Genomic DNA, 14,948 nt, shown 5'->3' with positions numbered 1-14,948 from the left:
GCTCCTACAAGGCGCCGCGCGAGATCACCTGGATCATCGGCATCCTGATCTATCTGTGCATGATGGGCACCGCCTTCATGGGCTACGTGCTGCCCTGGGGCCAGATGTCGTTCTGGGGCGCGACGGTGATCACCAACCTGTTCTCGGCCTTCCCGCTCATCGGCGACAGCCTGGTGACGTGGCTGTGGGGCGGGTTCTCGGTGGACAACGCCACGCTCACCCGCTTCTTCTCGCTGCACTACTTGCTGCCCTTCGTGATCGCGGGCCTCACCGTGCTGCACATCTGGGCCTTCCATCACACGGGCAACAACAACCCGACCGGCGTGGAAGTGCGGCGCGACAGCATCGAGATGGTCAAGAAGGACACGGTTCCTTTCCACCCCTACTACACGATCAAGGACTTCTACGCTGTCGGCGTGGTGCTGATCGTGTTCTGCGTGTTCGTGTTCTTCATGCCGAACTATCTCGGCCACGCGGACAACTACATCGAGGCCGATCCGCTGGTGACGCCGCCGCACATCGTGCCGGAGTGGTACTTCCTCGCCTTCTACGCGATCCTGCGCGCGATCACCTTCGACATCCTGTTCATCGACGCCAAGCTCGGCGGCGTGCTCGCGATGTTCGGTTCGATCCTGCTGATGGCGCTCGCTCCGTGGCTCGACACCTCAAGCACCCGCTCGGGCCTTTACCGCCCGCAGTTCACCAAATGGTTCTGGGGTCTGGTTGTCTGCTTCTTCGTGCTGACCTGGGTCGGCTCGCGGCCGGCCGAACAGCCCTACATCATCATCGGCCAGATCGCGACGCTCTACTGGTTCGCCTACTTCCTGATCGTGCTCCCGGTTCTGGGCGTGCTCGAGAAGCCCGACACGCCGCCCGCCTCGATCGAGGAGGCGTGGAACGCCGACCATCCCACGAAGTCCGACGCGCCGACAGTTGGCCCGTCCGGCGCCGTCGCCACGCCCGCCGAGTGACGCAGGGCGAGAGGAGAGTCCGATGAAGATCCGCACGATCATCGCCGCCGCCGCCGCGAGCCTCGCGCTCGCGGCGGGGGCGCAGGCCGCGGGCGAAGTGAAGGTCAAGATCACCGACGTCGCCTTCCCCTTCGAGGGCCCGTTCGGCGTCTACGATCAAGCCCAGCTTCAGCGCGGCTTCCAGATCTATTCTCAGGTCTGCGCCGCCTGTCACGGCATGCAATACGTCGCCTTCCGGACGCTTGGCGACGCCAACGGTCCCGGCTTCTCTGAAGAAGAAGTCAAGGCTATCGCCGCCGAGTACGAGTTCCCGCGGGAGGACGATCCCGACGAGTTCCGTAGCGGCGCGCCCTTCGACTACTTCCCGACGCCGGAGTATTTCGGCAACGGCAACCCGCCCGACCTCAGCCTGATCGCAAAATCGCGCGTCGGCTTCAGCGGTCCGATGGGGCTGGGCACGCGCCAGCTGTTCCGCGGCATCGGCGGGCCGGAATACATGTACTCGCTGATGATGGGCTACGCCGACACGCCGGAATGCGCCATCGACAGCGAGCCGGACGGCTATTACTACAATACCGCCTTCGCCGCCGGCGCCTTTCCGGACAGCTGCAAGGACGAGAAGGGCAACCACCTCGTGCCCGGCTCGTGGATCGCCATGCCGCCCCAGATCTACGACGAGGTCGTGGAGTACATGGACGGCGCCGAGGCGACCGCGCATCAGCACGCGATGGACGTCTCCGCCTTCCTGATGTGGGCAGCCGAGCCGAAGCTCGTGGACCGCAAGGAGGCGGGCTTTCGGAACATCCTGCTGCTGACGGTCCTCACGGTGCTTCTCTATTACGTCAACAAGCGGCTCTGGGCGCCGATCAAGGGCGAGAAGGCCTGATCCCACCGCGCCTGCGAGCTTCGACCCTCCCGCGCCCGGCGCGGGAGGGTTTTTCATGTCCGGCGATCCCGTTAAGGAAGGCCGCGCCGCGCGCGGGCGCGGCGGCGTCGAGAAGGTCAGTCCCCATGTCGCACAACAGCTTCGGCCATGTGTTCCGCTTCACCACATGGGGCGAAAGTCACGGCCCCGCGCTCGGCGCGACGGTGGACGGCTGCCCGCCGCGCATTCCCCTGTCGGAGGCGGACATCCAGATCTGGCTCGACCGCCGCAAGCCCGGCCAGAACCGCTTCACCACCCAGCGCCGCGAGCCCGACCGCGTCGAGATCCTCTCCGGCGTGCATGAGGGCGTCACCACGGGAACGCCGATCCAGCTGATGATCCGCAACGAGGACCAGCGCTCCAAGGACTACTCCGACATCGCCGACAAGTTCCGCCCCGGCCACGCCGATTTCGCCTACTGGGTGAAATACGGCGTGCGCGACCCGCGCGGCGGCGGGCGCTCCTCGGCGCGCGAAACCGCCGCGCGCGTCGCCGCCGGCGGCGTCGCCCGCGCAGTCCTCGCCGCCCTCGTCCCCGGCCTGCGCATCCGCGGCGCGATGGTCCAGATGGGCGCCGACCGCATCGACCGCGCCGCCTGGGACTGGGAGGAAGTCGAGCGCAACCCCTTCTGGACGCCCGACGCCGGCGCCGCGACGCGCTGGGAAGGCCAGCTCGACGCCGCCCGAAAGGCCGGCAGCTCGCTCGGCGCCGTCATCGAGATCCGCGCCGAGGGCGTTCCGCCCGGCCTCGGCGCCCCCATTTACGCCAAGCTCGACCAGGATCTCGCAGCGGCGATGATGTCGATCAACGCCGTCAAGGCAGTCGAGATCGGCGCGGGTTTCGACGCCGCCGCCCTCACCGGCGAGACCAACGCCGACGAGATGCGGATGGGGCCGGAGGGCCCCGAGTTCCTCGCCAACAACGCGGGCGGCATCGTCGGGGGCATCTCGACCGGGCAGGAGATCGTGCTGCGCTTCGCCGTGAAGCCGACCTCCTCGATCCTCTCTCCCCGCGCCACCATCGACCGCTTCGGCGCCGAGACCGAGATCGTCACCAAGGGCCGACACGACCCCTGCGTCGGCATCCGCGCCGTGCCCGTGGGCGAGGCGATGGCGGCCTGCGTGCTGCTCGACCATTTCCTGCTCGACCGCGCCCAGACGGGGGGCGAGCGCGGGCGGATCGGCCGCTGACGGGCGCCTGCGCAAAACGTCCTTGATGCGTGCGCGCAAGCGGTTAGTGTCAGCGTCCCTGTTTCAAGAGCGCCTGCGGCGCGCCCTCAGCCCAGCGGTGGAGCCATGAAGATCAGCGTCGAACGCAGCGCGCTCCTGAAGGCCGCCAACCGCGCGCAGGGCGTCGTCGAGCGCCGGTCCACCATCCCGATCCTGTCCAACGTCCTGATCGAGGCGGAGGACGCCGAGGCCAGTCTGCGCGCCACCGATCTCGACATCGAGGTGGTCGAGCGCATCCCGGCCATGGTCTCGCAGGCCGGCGCCTGCACGGTGCCCGCGCTGACGCTCTACGAGATCGCCCGCAAGCTGCCCGACGGCGCGACCGTGGCGCTCGCGCATGACGCGACGGCGGGACGGCTCGACGTCTCGGCGGGGCGCGCCCGCTTCACCCTGCCGACGCTGCCGCGCGAGGATTTCCCGCTGATGGCGCTCAGCGACTACGATGTGAGCTACATCGCCAGGGCGGCGGAGCTGCGCCGGCTGTTCGAAAAGGCGAGCTTCGCGATCTCGACCGAGGAGACGCGCTATTACCTCAACGGCGTGTTCCTGCATGTCGTCGAGCGCGACGGCGAAAAGCGCCTGCGCGCCGTGGCCACCGACGGGCACCGCCTCGCCTGCATCGACATGGCGGCGCCCGAGGGCGCACGGGAAGCGCCCGACGTCATCGTGCCGCGCAAGACGGTGGGCGAGTTGCGCAAGCTGCTCGAAGGCGGCGCCGAGGAGATCGAAGTCTCGGTCTCGGCGACCAAGATCCGCTTCCGCGCGGGCGAGCTGACGCTGACCTCGAAGGTGATCGACGGCTCCTTCCCCGACTACACGCGCGTCATCCCGCAGGGCAACGACCGCGAGATGACGGTGGACGCCGCCGAGTTCGCCAAGGCGGTGGACCGCGTCGCGACCGTCTCGGCGGAGCGCTCGCGCGCGGTGAAGCTCGCGCTCGACGAGGACCGGCTGGTGCTGACCGTCAACAGCCCCGACACGGGCTCGGCGACCGACGAGATGGCGGTGGCGTACTCCGCCGAGCCGCTCGAGATCGGCTTCAACGCCAAGTATCTGCTTGAGATCGCCGGCCAGATCGACCGCGAGAACGCGGTGTTCCTGTTCGCCGACAGCGGGGCGCCGACGCTGGTGCGCGAGGGCGCCGACGACAGCGCGATCTATGTCGTGATGCCGATGCGCGTCTGAGGCTCAGACGCCGATCGCATAGCCCGTAAGCCGCCGGTCCGCGCGCGTCATCCGCAGGTCGAGCATCGCCTGCGCCATGGCGAGCAGAGTCCCTCGCCGCGCGGGGTCGGGTGCGAGGTCGCGCGTCTCGTCGGGGTCGGCCCGCCGGTCGAACAGCATGGGCGGAACGCCGCCGTTGAAATGGACATAGGTCCACTCTGCGGACCGCAGCACGGCGGCGTTGCACCGCGTCTCCGCGAGCCCCCAGGCGGTCTGGAACCGGGTGGGCGCGCGCGGATCCGACAGGTCGAGTTCGGTGAGGACGGCGTCCCGCCAGGCGGCTGGTGCGGCGTCGTCCGGGAAGGACAGGAGTGAGCGGCCGTCCATTGCCGGCGGCGGCGTTCCGCCGAGCCAGTCGAGCATGGTCGGCGCCAGATCGACGCCGCTGGTCAGCGCGTCGATGCGGCGGGCGCCGGGGCGACGGGGGTCGCGCAGGATCAGGGGGACGTGATGGGCGGGGGCGAGCACGCTCTCCTTGCCCCACATCCCCTGATCGCCGAGCATCTCGCCATGATCGGCGGTGACGATCACCAGCGTCTCGTCCACCTGACCCGTCGCCTCCAGCCAGTCGAGCAGCCGCCCGACATGGTGGTCGACTTCCGCCGCGAGCCCGAGATAGACCGCCCGCAGCGTCGCGATCTGCGCGGACGTCAGAGCGGCGCAGTCGCCGTCGAAGCCGTGAAACAGGCTGAACGCCGTGGGCGCCGAGGCCCAGGCGGCGCGGAACGGATGCGCGTCGCGTGCGACCGCCGGGGCGGGGAGGGCGGCGGGGTCGACAAGCCGATTCCACGGCGCCGGCGCGACCAGCGGCGGGTGGGGGCGGAGATAGGCGACATGGGCGAACCATGGCCGGTCGGTCCGGATGTCGAGCGCCTCCAGGACGCGGTCGGTCAGATAGGCGCTGTCGCTGTGCTCGGCGCGGTAGAGAGCGGGCGCGTCGATCCCCTCGCCGTCGGGGCGGTAGATGTCCATGATCCGCGCGGGCAGGGGGCGCGGCGTGGGATAGCCGAGGCGCTTGAGCCAGCCGAGCCATTCGAAGCCCGTGTCGAAGCGCATCTCGACCAGTTCGCGGAACCCCGGCGCGACGCCCTCGTAACTCTCGAGGTCGGGATCGGCGGTGTGCATGCCCGTAGGGTCGGGCGTCGCATCCGTGTAGCCGAAGAGCAGCGGCTCATGGCCGAGCTTGCGGGCCTCGGTCGCCACAGTCGCGTGATGGCGGGCGAGCGGCGTTCCGTTGCGGATCGAGCGGTGGTTGAAGGCGTGCAGCCCCGTCAGCAGGCTCGCGCGCGACGGGCCGCAGGGCACGGCGGCGGCGAAATGCTGCGTGAAGACCGCCGACTGAGCCGCCAGCCGGTCGAGATTGGGCGTCGGGCAGAAGGCCGCAAGCGCCCCGCGCAGCACGTCGGCGCGCAATTGGTCGAGTGTGACGAACAGGACGTTGCCGGGCGCGGGGCGCGTCATGGCGGCGTCGCGCGCTCAGGCGTCGAGGCGTTCGAGCAGGGCGGGCAGGTCGGCGACCGTGTCGATCACATGGTCGGCGCCGGCGGCCTTGAGCATCGCAGTCGCACTCTCGCGCAGGCGGGCGATTTCGGAGGGAGGCAGGGCGGCGAGCTCTTCCGGCGTGCGGCCGACATGATTGCCCGACAGCGCGACGCCGACCGTCCGACAGCCGGCGGCGACCCCCTCGGCGATCCCCGGCGCGGTGTCGTCGACTTTCACCACTGCGCTCGGCGGATAGACGCGCAGGTCGATGAAGCACTGATACATGCCCAGCGGGCCGGGGCGCCCCTCCGGCAGATCGTCCGAGCAGACCAGATTGTCGGGCGCGTAGCCCTGCGCCGCGGCGGCGGGCAGCACGCGCTCCATGATCGAGCGGGTGTAGCCGGTGGTCGAGCCGATCTTGAGCCCCATCGCCCGCAGCTTCTCGACGGCGGCGCGCGCGCCCGGCACGAGGGCGGCGTAGCGGGCGACGACGTCCTCGTTCATCGGCACGAAGACTTCGTAGATGCGGTCGACGTCGGCGTCGCTCGGCGGCGCGCCATGGGCGGCCTTCCATGCCTGCGCGATGCGGGGGGCGTGGAGCATCGCCTTGATGTGGTCCCACTTGGCCGAGCCCATCGGGGCGCGAGCCTCGGCGACGCTGACCTCGACGCCGAACTTGCCGAACGCCTCGACGAACACGCCCATCGGCGCGAAGGAGCCGAAGTCGATGACCGTGCCGGCCCAGTCGAACACCACCGCCTTGAAGCGCTTCACCCCGCATCCTCCCCCTGAAGCCGCACCCGCTCGGCCAGAACGTCCCGCGCCGGCGCGGCGCTCGCCACGCCCATCTCGGCCAGCGTCTCGCCCGCCGCGGCGACCGCCTCCCGCATCACCTCGGCGTCGAGCCGCCCGATGGTCCCCATGCGGAAGCTCTCCACCTGCGTCAGCTTGCCGGGATAGAGGATGAAGCCGCGCGCCTTCATCCGGTCGTAGAACTCGGCGAAGCGGAAGGCGGGGTCGGCGGGGCTGAAGAAAGTGGTGATGATCGGCGAGAGCCAACGGTCGTCCAGCAGCGTCTCGAAGCCGAGGGCCCGCATCCCCGCGACCAGAGCGTCGCGATTGGCGGCGTAGCGCGCGCCCCGCGCGGCGACGCCGCCCTCGGCCTCGTGCTCGCGCAGCGCCTGAAGGAACGCGGCGACGGCATGGGTCGGCGGGGTGAAGCGCCATTGGCCCGAGCGCTCGAACTCCGCCCATTGCGCATGCGCGTCGAGGCTGAGCGAGACGGCGACGCCCGCCGCCCGCTCCAGCGCCGCGCTGCGGGCGAGCAGGAAGCCGAAGCCGGGCACGCCCTCGATGCACTTGTTCGCCGAGGACACCACCGCCTCGAATTCGATCTCGGCGGGCGAGAGGGGGACGGCGCCGAAGGCCGACATGCTGTCGATCAGCAGCTTCCGCCCCGCCGCCGCCACGGCCTCCGCGACCTCGGCGATCGGGTTGAGGATGCCGGAGCTGGTCTCGCAATGGATCGCGACGACATGGGTGATCGCGGGGTCGGCGTCGAGCGCCGCCGCCACTTCCGCGCCGCGCGGCGGCAGGTAGTCGCCCTTGTCGATCACGGCGACCTCGCGGCCCATCTGGGCGAGCGTGCGCGCCGCGCGCAGCCCGTAGGCGCCGTTCGCCAGCACCAGCGCGCGCCCCTCGCGCGGGATCAGCGTTCCGAGCATCGCCTCGACGCAATAGGTGCCCGAGCCCTGCATCGGCACGCAGGCGAAGTCCTCGCCGCCCGGCCCCAGCAGGCTGACGAGGCGCTCGCGAAGCTCGGCGGTCATCGCGCGGAAGTCGCCGTCCCAGCTGCCCCAGTCGCGCAGCATCGCCTCCTTGACGCTGTAGGAGGTGCTGAGCGGGCCGGGGGTGAGCAGCCATGGCTCGCCGAGGCGCGGAGCCTCGATCAGGCAGGAGTCGTTGCGGCGCGGGTCGGTCAAGCGGGTCGTCCTTGAGGGGCGCGTCGAGGGCGGGTGAAATCGAAATCCTCGGCGTAATGGCAGGCGACATGATGCTGCGGGGCGACCTCGCGCCATTCCGGCTCCTCCAGCGCGCAGCGGGGGCGGGCGTGCGGGCAGCGGGTGTGGAAGCGGCAGCCGGGAGGCGCGGCGAGAGGGTTGGGGATCTCGCCTTCGAGCCGGATCGGGTCGAATTCGGCGTCGGGGTCGGCCTGCGGCGCCGCCGACAGCAGCGCGTGGGTATAGGGATGACGCGGATTGAAGAACAGCGCGTCGGTCGGCGCATATTCCACGAACTTGCCGACATAGAGCACGCCGACCCGGTGGCTGATCTGCGCCACCACCGAGAGATCATGCGCGATGAACAGGAAGGAGACGCCCATCTCCGCCTGCAGATCCTTCAGCAGATTGACGATCTCGGCCTGGATCGACACGTCGAGCGCGGACACCGACTCGTCGCACACCACGAAATCGGGCCGCGCCGCCAGCGCCCGGGCGATGCAGATGCGCTGGCGCTGTCCGCCCGAGAAGGCGTGCGGGAAACGGCGCAGATGCTCGAGGTTGAGCTTGCAGCGCGCCGCGATCTCGCGCACCCGCGCGTCGATGGCGGCGCGGTCGCGCATCACCCCGCCCGCGATGAGCGGCTCGGCGATGATGTCGCGCACGGTCATGCGCGGGTTGAGCGAGGAATAGGGGTCCTGAAAGACGAGGCTCATGCGCGGGCGGAACAGCCGCAGCGCCTCGCCGGCGAGGCTCGACAGCTCGACCGGGCCTTCCTTGAACACCATCTGCATGTGGCGGCGGAACTTGCGCAGCTCGTCGCCCTCCAGATGCGCCACGTCCACGTCGCCCTCGTCGCCGTGATAGATCACCTGCCCGGCGGTCGGGTCGATGGCGCGCAGGATGGCGCGGCCGATGGTCGTCTTGCCCGAGCCGGACTCGCCCACGAGCCCCACCGTCTCGCCGCGCCTGATGTCGAAGGAGACGCCGTCCACCGCCCGCAATTCGGTCGTCTCGTTGCGCAGCAGGCCCTTCTTCACGATGGGAAAGCGCACTTCGAGGCCGCGCACCTCGATCAGCGTCTCGCCGCTCACGCCGCGCTCCTCCCTTCGGCATGCAGCCAGCAGCGCACGGCGCGCCCCCCCGGCATCTGCGTCTCCTCCGGGGCCTTGCGCTCGCACAGCCCCTTGATCGCCTGGGCGCAGCGCGGGTGGAAGGCGCAGCCGGAGGGGCGCTGCGAGGGGCTGGGGATGTCGCCGGGCACGGGCTTGAGGCGGGCGTCGAGCCGGTCGAGCGTCGGGATCGCGTCGAGCAGGCCGCGCGTGTAGGGGTGGCGCGGCGACCGGATCACCTCGCGCGCGGGGCCGCGCTCGACGATGGCGCCGAGATACATCACCGCCACGTCGTCGGCGATCTGGGCGATCACGCCGAGGTCGTGGGTGATGAAGATCAGCCCCATGCCGAGGTCGCGCTGCAAGTCCCCCATCAGCGCCAGCACCTGCGCCTGAATGGTGACGTCGAGCGCCGTGGTCGGCTCGTCGGCGATCAGCAGCCGCGGCCCCGCGGACAGCGCCAGCGCGATCATCGCGCGCTGGCGCATGCCCCCCGACAGCTCGTGCGGATACTGGTCCACCCGCCCCTCCGGGTTGGAGATGCCGACTTTGGTCAGCATCTCCACCGCCTCGTCGCGGGCTTCGCGCGCGTTCATGCCCCTGTGCAGCCGGATCGATTCGATCATCTGGTTGCCGATGGTGTAGACCGGGCTGAAGGAGGCCATCGGCTCCTGAAAGATCATCCCGATCTCGCCGCCGCGCAGCCGGCGCAGCGCGCGCGAACCCGCCCGCAGCGCCTCGATCTCGAACGCTTCGCCGGACTTCGCCACATAGCGCATCCGCGAACCGCGCTCGATGGTCGCCGAGCCCGGCAGCAGCCGCATCAGCGCCTTGGTCGAGACGGACTTGCCCGAGCCGGACTCGCCCACAAGCCCCAGCGTGCGCCCCTCCGACACGTCGAAGCCCACGCCCTGCACCGGGGTGATCGGGCCTTCGTCGGTGCGGAAGGAGATGGTGAGGTTCTCGACCCGCAGCATCGGCTCTGCGGCGGCGATGGGAGCGTTGAGCGCGGTCATCTCAGCGGCTCTCCGAATAGGGGTCGGCGGCGTCGCGCAACCCGTCGCCGATCAGCGTGAAGGCCAGCACCGCCACCACCACGAAGCCCGCCGGGATGAACAGCCAGGGCGTCTGCTCGATCACCCGAACGCTCTGCGCCTGCTGCAGCATCACCCCCCAGGACACGGCGGGCGGGCGCAGGCCGAGGCCCACGAAGCTCAGCGCCGTCTCCGACAGGATCATGTAGGGAAACGAAATCACCAGATCGACGATGATGAAGCTGGTGAAGGAGGGCAGCATGTGCTGCGCGATGATCCGCCCCGGTCGCGCCCCGGCGAGCCGCGCCGCGACCACGTAATCCTCGTTGCGGATCGACAGAAGCTGGCTGCGGATGCGCCGCGCGAGCGTCGGCCAGCCGAACAGGCCGAGGATCACCGTCATCGCGAAATAGACCTGCAGCGTGCTCCATTCCTTCGGCATCGCCGCCGCAAGGCCCATGTAGAGCGGGATGATCGGGATGACGCGGATCACCTCGGTGACGCGCTGGATCACGCTGTCGATCCAGCCGCCGAAATAGCCCGCGATCCCGCCGATGATCAGCGCCAGCACGAAGGAGATCAGCACGCCGATCACCCCGATGCTGAGCGAGGTGCGCGTGGCGTAGAGCGTGCGGCTGAACACGTCGCGCCCCAGCTCGTCGGTGCCCCACAGATGCAGCCGTCCGCCATCCTCCAGCCCGAACAGCCGCGTCTGGATCGGGATGAAGCCGAGCAGGTGGGCCGGCTCGCCCTGCGGCAGGAAGGTGAGATGCACGCGCGTCTCCGGGTCGGGGACGGCGCGCGAGCGCAGGGTGAGGGGGTCGCGCTCGGTGCGGGCGCCGTGGACGAAGGGAACCGCCGAGCAGCCGTTATGGTCGCAGAACATCGGCATCTGCGGCGGGCCGTTGAGATAGGCGCGGTTGCGCTCGGTCGGGCCATAGGGCGCGAAGAACTCGGCGAAGATGCCGAGAAACGCCATCAGCCCGAGGATCACGGCGGCGAACATCGCGGCGCGATGGCGGCGGAAGCGCCACCAGATCAGCGTCCATTGCGAAGCGGAATAGTAGCGCTCGCGGCGTTCGCGCTCCCGCCGCTCCTCCCGCGTCTCGCGCCGCTCCGGCGAGGGCCCGTCGTCGATGGCGGTCATCGCTCAGCCCCCCAGCTTGATGCGCGGATCGAGCCACGCGAGCAGGATGTCGGAGAAGAAGTTCATCACCACGATGACGGTGGTCAGCATCAGCAGGATCGCGCCGGCGACGTTCATGTCGAGGTCGAGATACGCCTTGAGCAGCAGGTCGCCGAGTTCGGTCAGCCCCAGCACCGCCGCCACGATGGGCAGCTCCGAGAAGATGCGGTTGACGTCGAAGCCGATGGTGGACACCACCGGGTTCACGGCGAGCCGCGCGGGATACTTGATCAGGAGCCGCGTCTCCGGCACGCCGCGCGCCCGCGCCGCCGTCACCGACAGCTTGTTGAGTTCGTCCGACATCGTCGCCCGCACCGTCTGGATCTGGTAGGCCATCGCCGACCAGGCCAGCACGAAGGCCGGCAGCCACAGATGCTTCACGAGGTCCCACAGCTTCGCCAGCGACCACGGCGCTTCCGCGTATTCGGGCGAGAACAGCCCCCCGATCGACTGGCCGAACCAGCGATTGGCGAAATAGAGCAGGATCAGCGCCAGCAGGAAGTTCGGCAGGGCGAGGCCGAGATAGGAGAAGATCGTCAGCCCGTAATCCGCCGCCGAGCCGCGCTTCACGGCGGCGTAGATGCCGATGGGGATCGAGACGATGTAGGTGACGATCAGCGTGGCGAACAACAGCCCCAGCGTCAGCCACACCTTGTCGCCGATGATGTTGTTGACGGAGGTGTTGGCGGAATAGGCCGGCCCGAAATCGCCCTGAAGAACGATCCCGCCGATCCAGTTGAGATAGCGGATCGGCGCCGCGACATCGAGGCCGAGTTCGGCGCGGATCGCATCGACGTCGGCGGCGGTCATGGTGATGCCGGTGCCGGAATATTTGCGGAAGGCGTAGCGCTCGGCGTAGTCGCCCGGCGGCAGCTCCATGATGAAGAACACCATCACGGAGACGAGGAACAGGGTCAGCGCCATCCCCAGCAGGCGCTCGACGACATAGCGCAGCATGGCTCGCCCTCGCAGGATCGGGGATCGCCCGCCCCGGCGCTGCGGGGCGGGCGTTTACGCGGCGCGGCGGCTCAGTTCGCGAAGAACCACTGCTGCGGGCGGTAGGGATAGGTCCAGTAGAAATCGTAGGTCTTGGCGGTCTGCGGCTGCAGATTGCCGAGCGCGTTGCTGTAGACATACGGGCTGGGGATGTCGGAGACGATGCCGATCTTGAGCAGATTGTCGGCGTGGATGTCGATGATCCGCGCGCCGAGCGCGTCGCTCTCGGGCGAGCCGAGCGGCGCCGAAAGGAACTGCTCGGCGAGGTCCCACAGCTCCTTGATGTCCGCCGGCGGCTCGGTCCCCGACGCGCCGCCAGTGGCCTTCCACTCGGCCCATTCGAAGCCGCCGCCCGGATTGAAGTAGTCGCCGAAGGGCGGCACCAGCATGGTCGCGTCCTGGCTGATGAACGGGCCTGAGATGCCGTCGTTCTTCCAGATGAACACGTCCACGTCGTTGGCGTTGGCGCCGGCGCGATACTCGTCCGACGTCACTTCGCGCAGATCGACCCGGATGCCCAGATCGGCCCAGTAGCCGCGCGCCAGCTCATGCAGCTGCACCGGCGAGCCCTGGCTGGCGAACTGGATGCGGAAGGCCAGCGGCTGGCCGTCGGGGCGGCGGCGGACGCCGTCCGATCCGCGGGCGAGCCCCATCTCGTCGAGCAGGGCGTTGGCGCGCGCCACGTCATGCTCGATGAACTGGGTGCGGTGGCGCTCGGTGACGAAGTTCACCGTCGCCGCCTCGGCGGGGATCGCCTGCGCCGGCGTGCCCTGGCCGAGATAGACGATCTCGACGATCTCCTCGCGGTCGAGCCCGAGCGAGAGCGCCTGGCTGAAGCGCACGTCGGAGAAGACCTCGCGCAACGCCGCATCCTTGTGGTTTCGATTGAAGCTGTAATAGACGGTCTCGCCGAGCGTGGGAGCGAGGGCGGCGGTGTAGTTCCCCTTCGCCTCGTTCTCCTTGAGCAGCGGGAAGTCGTTGAGTTCGACCGCCTGCTGCTTCCACGTCACATCGCCGTTGAGGATGCGCAGGTTCACGACTTCGCGCTCCGGCACGAAGTCTTCGCGGATCTCCGAGATGTAGGGCAGCTGATTGCCCGCCGTGTCCACCATGTGGAAATAGGGGTTGGCGACGAGCCGGCGGCCTTCGGAGGTCTCCTCGACGACGATGTGCGACTCCAGCGTCGGCTTGACGCCCACGCCGATGGCCTGCGCCTTGGCGGGGTCTTTCAGCAGCGGCGAGGGGACGTCCTTCCAGTCGGAATTGCCGTAATAGAAGTTCACCGCGTCCGCTTCGGTGGCGAAGCCGTGCTGGGCGCGCAGGGCGGCGGCGTCGGGATTGTGCTTGTCCATGAAGCGGCCGAGGAAGTGCTTGGGCACGAAAGTCTGGCCGTAATCCGCCGCCCAGCGGTTGAGCAGGTTGGGCTGGGGCGCGGCGAAGGTGAAGCGCAGCGTGACCGGGTCGAGCGCCTCGACCGTCGCGGGCTCGCCGGCGAAGGTCCAGCGGTCCGGCGTCTTCTCGGTGATCGCGCGATTGGTGATGATGTCGTTGTACCAGAAGGCGATGTCTTCGGCGGTGAAGGGCGCGCCGTCGGACCATTTGTGGCCCTGCCGCAGCGTGAAGGTCAGCTGCGTGTAGTCGTCGTTCCAGCTCCACGCCTTCGCGACGTTCGGCACGAGGGTCTTGAGGTCGTCGGAATAGCGCACGAGGTTCACATGGCGCAGCGACAGCACGTCCGACGTGCCGGATTCGGTCGCGCGCGACAGCCCCTTGATGGCGCCGCCATAGGTCCCGATCGCGGCATAGGGCGCGACGACCAGCGGCTCGGCGGGCAAACGCTCGGCCACAGGCGGCAGCTCGGGGTTGCCGAGGATGCGCGCATTGAGCGCGGCGATCTCGGGGTTCTCGGCGAACGCCATCGCGCAGGAGGCGGCCTCCTGAAGCTCGGCCAGCTCGAACTGCTGCGGGAAGGCGGGCGAAAGGCCCTTCATGTCGGCGACAGTGGCGGTCGGGCAGGCGGCCAGCGCGGCGCCGCCGAGCGCAAGGGCGGACGCGCCGCCGAGCAGGAGAGAACGCAGGGCGAGGGTCATGTCGGATCTCCGGTCAGTTGTGTGACGCGCGCCGTCTTCCTGCCCCGGTTTCGCGACAGTTTGATGACAATTGGATGCGATCTGCGCGTCATTCGTCCTCCAGCCGGATCACCATGATCGTGGTGACGGGCTTCTTGCCCCAATGGTCCATGCAGGCCTTGCGCGCCGCCCGCGCCGCGATCTCCTCCAGCGCCTTGTCGCTCGCGCGCTCCTTCTTGCCGGCGCGCTCCATTGCGGCGTCCACCGCGTCGGCGATGTGGTCGCCCAGCGGCAGCGCGTCGGTGTCGGGGCCGCCGATCACCCGCACTTCGGGGTCGGCGATCAGCTCGCCCGCCTCGTCCACCACCAGCGCGATCACCACATGGCCCTGTCGCGCGAGCTTGAGGCGGTCGCGCACCACCCCGTCATGGCTGCCGATGAAGACCGCGCCGTCCATGTAGCTTCGCCCGGTCGGCACTTCGTCGATGATGTCGGGATCGTTGGCGTCGAGCGCCACCAGCGACCCGTTCGGCGCCACGATGGCGTGGTCGGCGCCCCAGAGCTTCGCCATGCGCGCATGCTCGACCAGATGGCGGTGCTCGCCATGCATCGGCAGCGCGATCCGCGGCTTCACGGCGTGATAGAGCGCCTTGAGGTCGTCGCGATAGGCGTGGCCGGAGACGTGGATCTGCGCCATGTCGGCGTCCACCACGCGCACGC

13 protein-coding genes are annotated in these 14,948 nt (G+C 69.3%); 4 read left to right on the top strand and 9 right to left on the bottom strand.

The genetic code is table 11. The features are described from left to right. The 4 genes from V7Q31_RS14030 to dnaN all read left to right on the top strand — a co-directional run. The coding region (locus V7Q31_RS14030; RefSeq protein ID WP_333834488.1) for a cytochrome b at positions 1-971 on the top strand (971 nt) is incomplete at its 5' end. A 22-nt stretch (positions 972-993) separates the two neighbouring features. Further along, positions 994-1,857 (top strand): cytochrome c1, encoded by an 864-nt coding sequence (locus tag V7Q31_RS14025; protein WP_333834487.1) that lies wholly within the window; start codon positions 994-996, stop codon positions 1,855-1,857. Positions 1,858-1,982: 125 nt separating this feature from the next. Then, positions 1,983-3,086: a chorismate synthase gene (aroC, locus tag V7Q31_RS14020; RefSeq protein WP_333834486.1), complete on the top strand. Its 1,104-nt coding sequence runs from the start codon at positions 1,983-1,985 to the stop codon at positions 3,084-3,086. 105 nt (positions 3,087-3,191) lie between these two features. Further along, positions 3,192-4,310: a DNA polymerase III subunit beta gene (gene dnaN, locus V7Q31_RS14015; RefSeq protein ID WP_333834485.1), complete on the top strand. Its 1,119-nt coding sequence runs from the start codon at positions 3,192-3,194 to the stop codon at positions 4,308-4,310. A 3-nt stretch (positions 4,311-4,313) separates the two neighbouring features. On the opposite strand, the gene V7Q31_RS14010 is transcribed toward dnaN, so the two are convergent. The 9 genes from V7Q31_RS14010 to V7Q31_RS13970 form a co-directional block, all read right to left on the bottom strand. Then, positions 4,314-5,810, bottom strand: coding sequence for a sulfatase-like hydrolase/transferase (locus V7Q31_RS14010; protein WP_333834484.1), 1,497 nt, complete (start codon positions 5,808-5,810; stop codon positions 4,314-4,316). Positions 5,811-5,825: 15 nt separating this feature from the next. Beyond that, entirely contained in the window at positions 5,826-6,605 is a 780-nt protein-coding gene (gene phnX / locus V7Q31_RS14005) for a phosphonoacetaldehyde hydrolase (RefSeq protein WP_333834483.1), read from the bottom strand. Then, the gene (locus V7Q31_RS14000) at positions 6,602-7,813 is read right to left on the bottom strand and encodes a 2-aminoethylphosphonate--pyruvate transaminase (RefSeq protein WP_333834482.1); all 1,212 of its coding nucleotides are present in this window, start codon (positions 7,811-7,813) and stop codon (positions 6,602-6,604) included. The genes phnX and V7Q31_RS14000 overlap by 4 nt, the downstream gene beginning before the upstream one ends. After that, positions 7,810-8,925, bottom strand: coding sequence for an ABC transporter ATP-binding protein (locus V7Q31_RS13995; protein WP_333834481.1), 1,116 nt, complete (start codon positions 8,923-8,925; stop codon positions 7,810-7,812). Before V7Q31_RS13995 ends, V7Q31_RS14000 begins: the two co-directional genes overlap by 4 nt. Then, on the bottom strand, positions 8,922-9,959 hold the full coding sequence (locus V7Q31_RS13990; protein ID WP_333834480.1) for an ABC transporter ATP-binding protein: 1,038 nt from the start codon (positions 9,957-9,959) through the stop codon (positions 8,922-8,924). The genes V7Q31_RS13995 and V7Q31_RS13990 overlap by 4 nt, the downstream gene beginning before the upstream one ends. Position 9,960: 1 nt before the next feature. Continuing rightward, positions 9,961-11,124 carry an ABC transporter permease gene (locus tag V7Q31_RS13985; RefSeq protein WP_333834479.1) on the bottom strand — a complete coding sequence of 388 codons (1,164 nt, stop codon included), beginning with the start codon at positions 11,122-11,124 and terminating at the stop codon, positions 9,961-9,963. A 3-nt stretch (positions 11,125-11,127) separates the two neighbouring features. Next, positions 11,128-12,120: an ABC transporter permease gene (locus V7Q31_RS13980; RefSeq protein ID WP_333834478.1), complete on the bottom strand. Its 993-nt coding sequence runs from the start codon at positions 12,118-12,120 to the stop codon at positions 11,128-11,130. A gap of 71 nt (positions 12,121-12,191) precedes the next feature. After that, complete coding sequence (locus tag V7Q31_RS13975) at positions 12,192-14,249, bottom strand: ABC transporter substrate-binding protein (RefSeq protein WP_333834477.1); 2,058 nt, start codon at positions 14,247-14,249, stop codon at positions 12,192-12,194. Between the two features lie 88 nt (positions 14,250-14,337). After that, positions 14,338-14,948: MBL fold metallo-hydrolase RNA specificity domain-containing protein (locus V7Q31_RS13970; RefSeq protein WP_333834476.1), on the bottom strand; the 611-nt coding region annotated here is incomplete at its 5' end.

This window comes from Rubrimonas sp. (assembly GCF_036788415.1).
Classification (GTDB): domain Bacteria; phylum Pseudomonadota; class Alphaproteobacteria; order Rhodobacterales; family Rhodobacteraceae; genus Rubrimonas.
Note: the sequence above shows the minus strand (reverse complement) of the source record. Positions and strands in the feature narration are given on the sequence as shown.

Coding starts and splice junctions, on each gene's coding strand:
- V7Q31_RS14025 (WP_333834487.1), top strand. CDS start 994: ATGAAGATCCGCACGATCATCGCCGCCGCCGCCGCGAGCCTCGCGCTC.
- V7Q31_RS14010 (WP_333834484.1), bottom strand. CDS start 5,810: ATGACGCGCCCCGCGCCCGGCAACGTCCTGTTCGTCACACTCGACCAA.
- dnaN (WP_333834485.1), top strand. CDS start 3,192: ATGAAGATCAGCGTCGAACGCAGCGCGCTCCTGAAGGCCGCCAACCGC.
- V7Q31_RS13985 (WP_333834479.1), bottom strand. CDS start 11,124: ATGACCGCCATCGACGACGGGCCCTCGCCGGAGCGGCGCGAGACGCGG.
- V7Q31_RS13980 (WP_333834478.1), bottom strand. CDS start 12,120: ATGCTGCGCTATGTCGTCGAGCGCCTGCTGGGGATGGCGCTGACCCTG.
- aroC (WP_333834486.1), top strand. CDS start 1,983: ATGTCGCACAACAGCTTCGGCCATGTGTTCCGCTTCACCACATGGGGC.
- V7Q31_RS13990 (WP_333834480.1), bottom strand. CDS start 9,959: ATGACCGCGCTCAACGCTCCCATCGCCGCCGCAGAGCCGATGCTGCGG.
- V7Q31_RS13975 (WP_333834477.1), bottom strand. CDS start 14,249: ATGACCCTCGCCCTGCGTTCTCTCCTGCTCGGCGGCGCGTCCGCCCTT.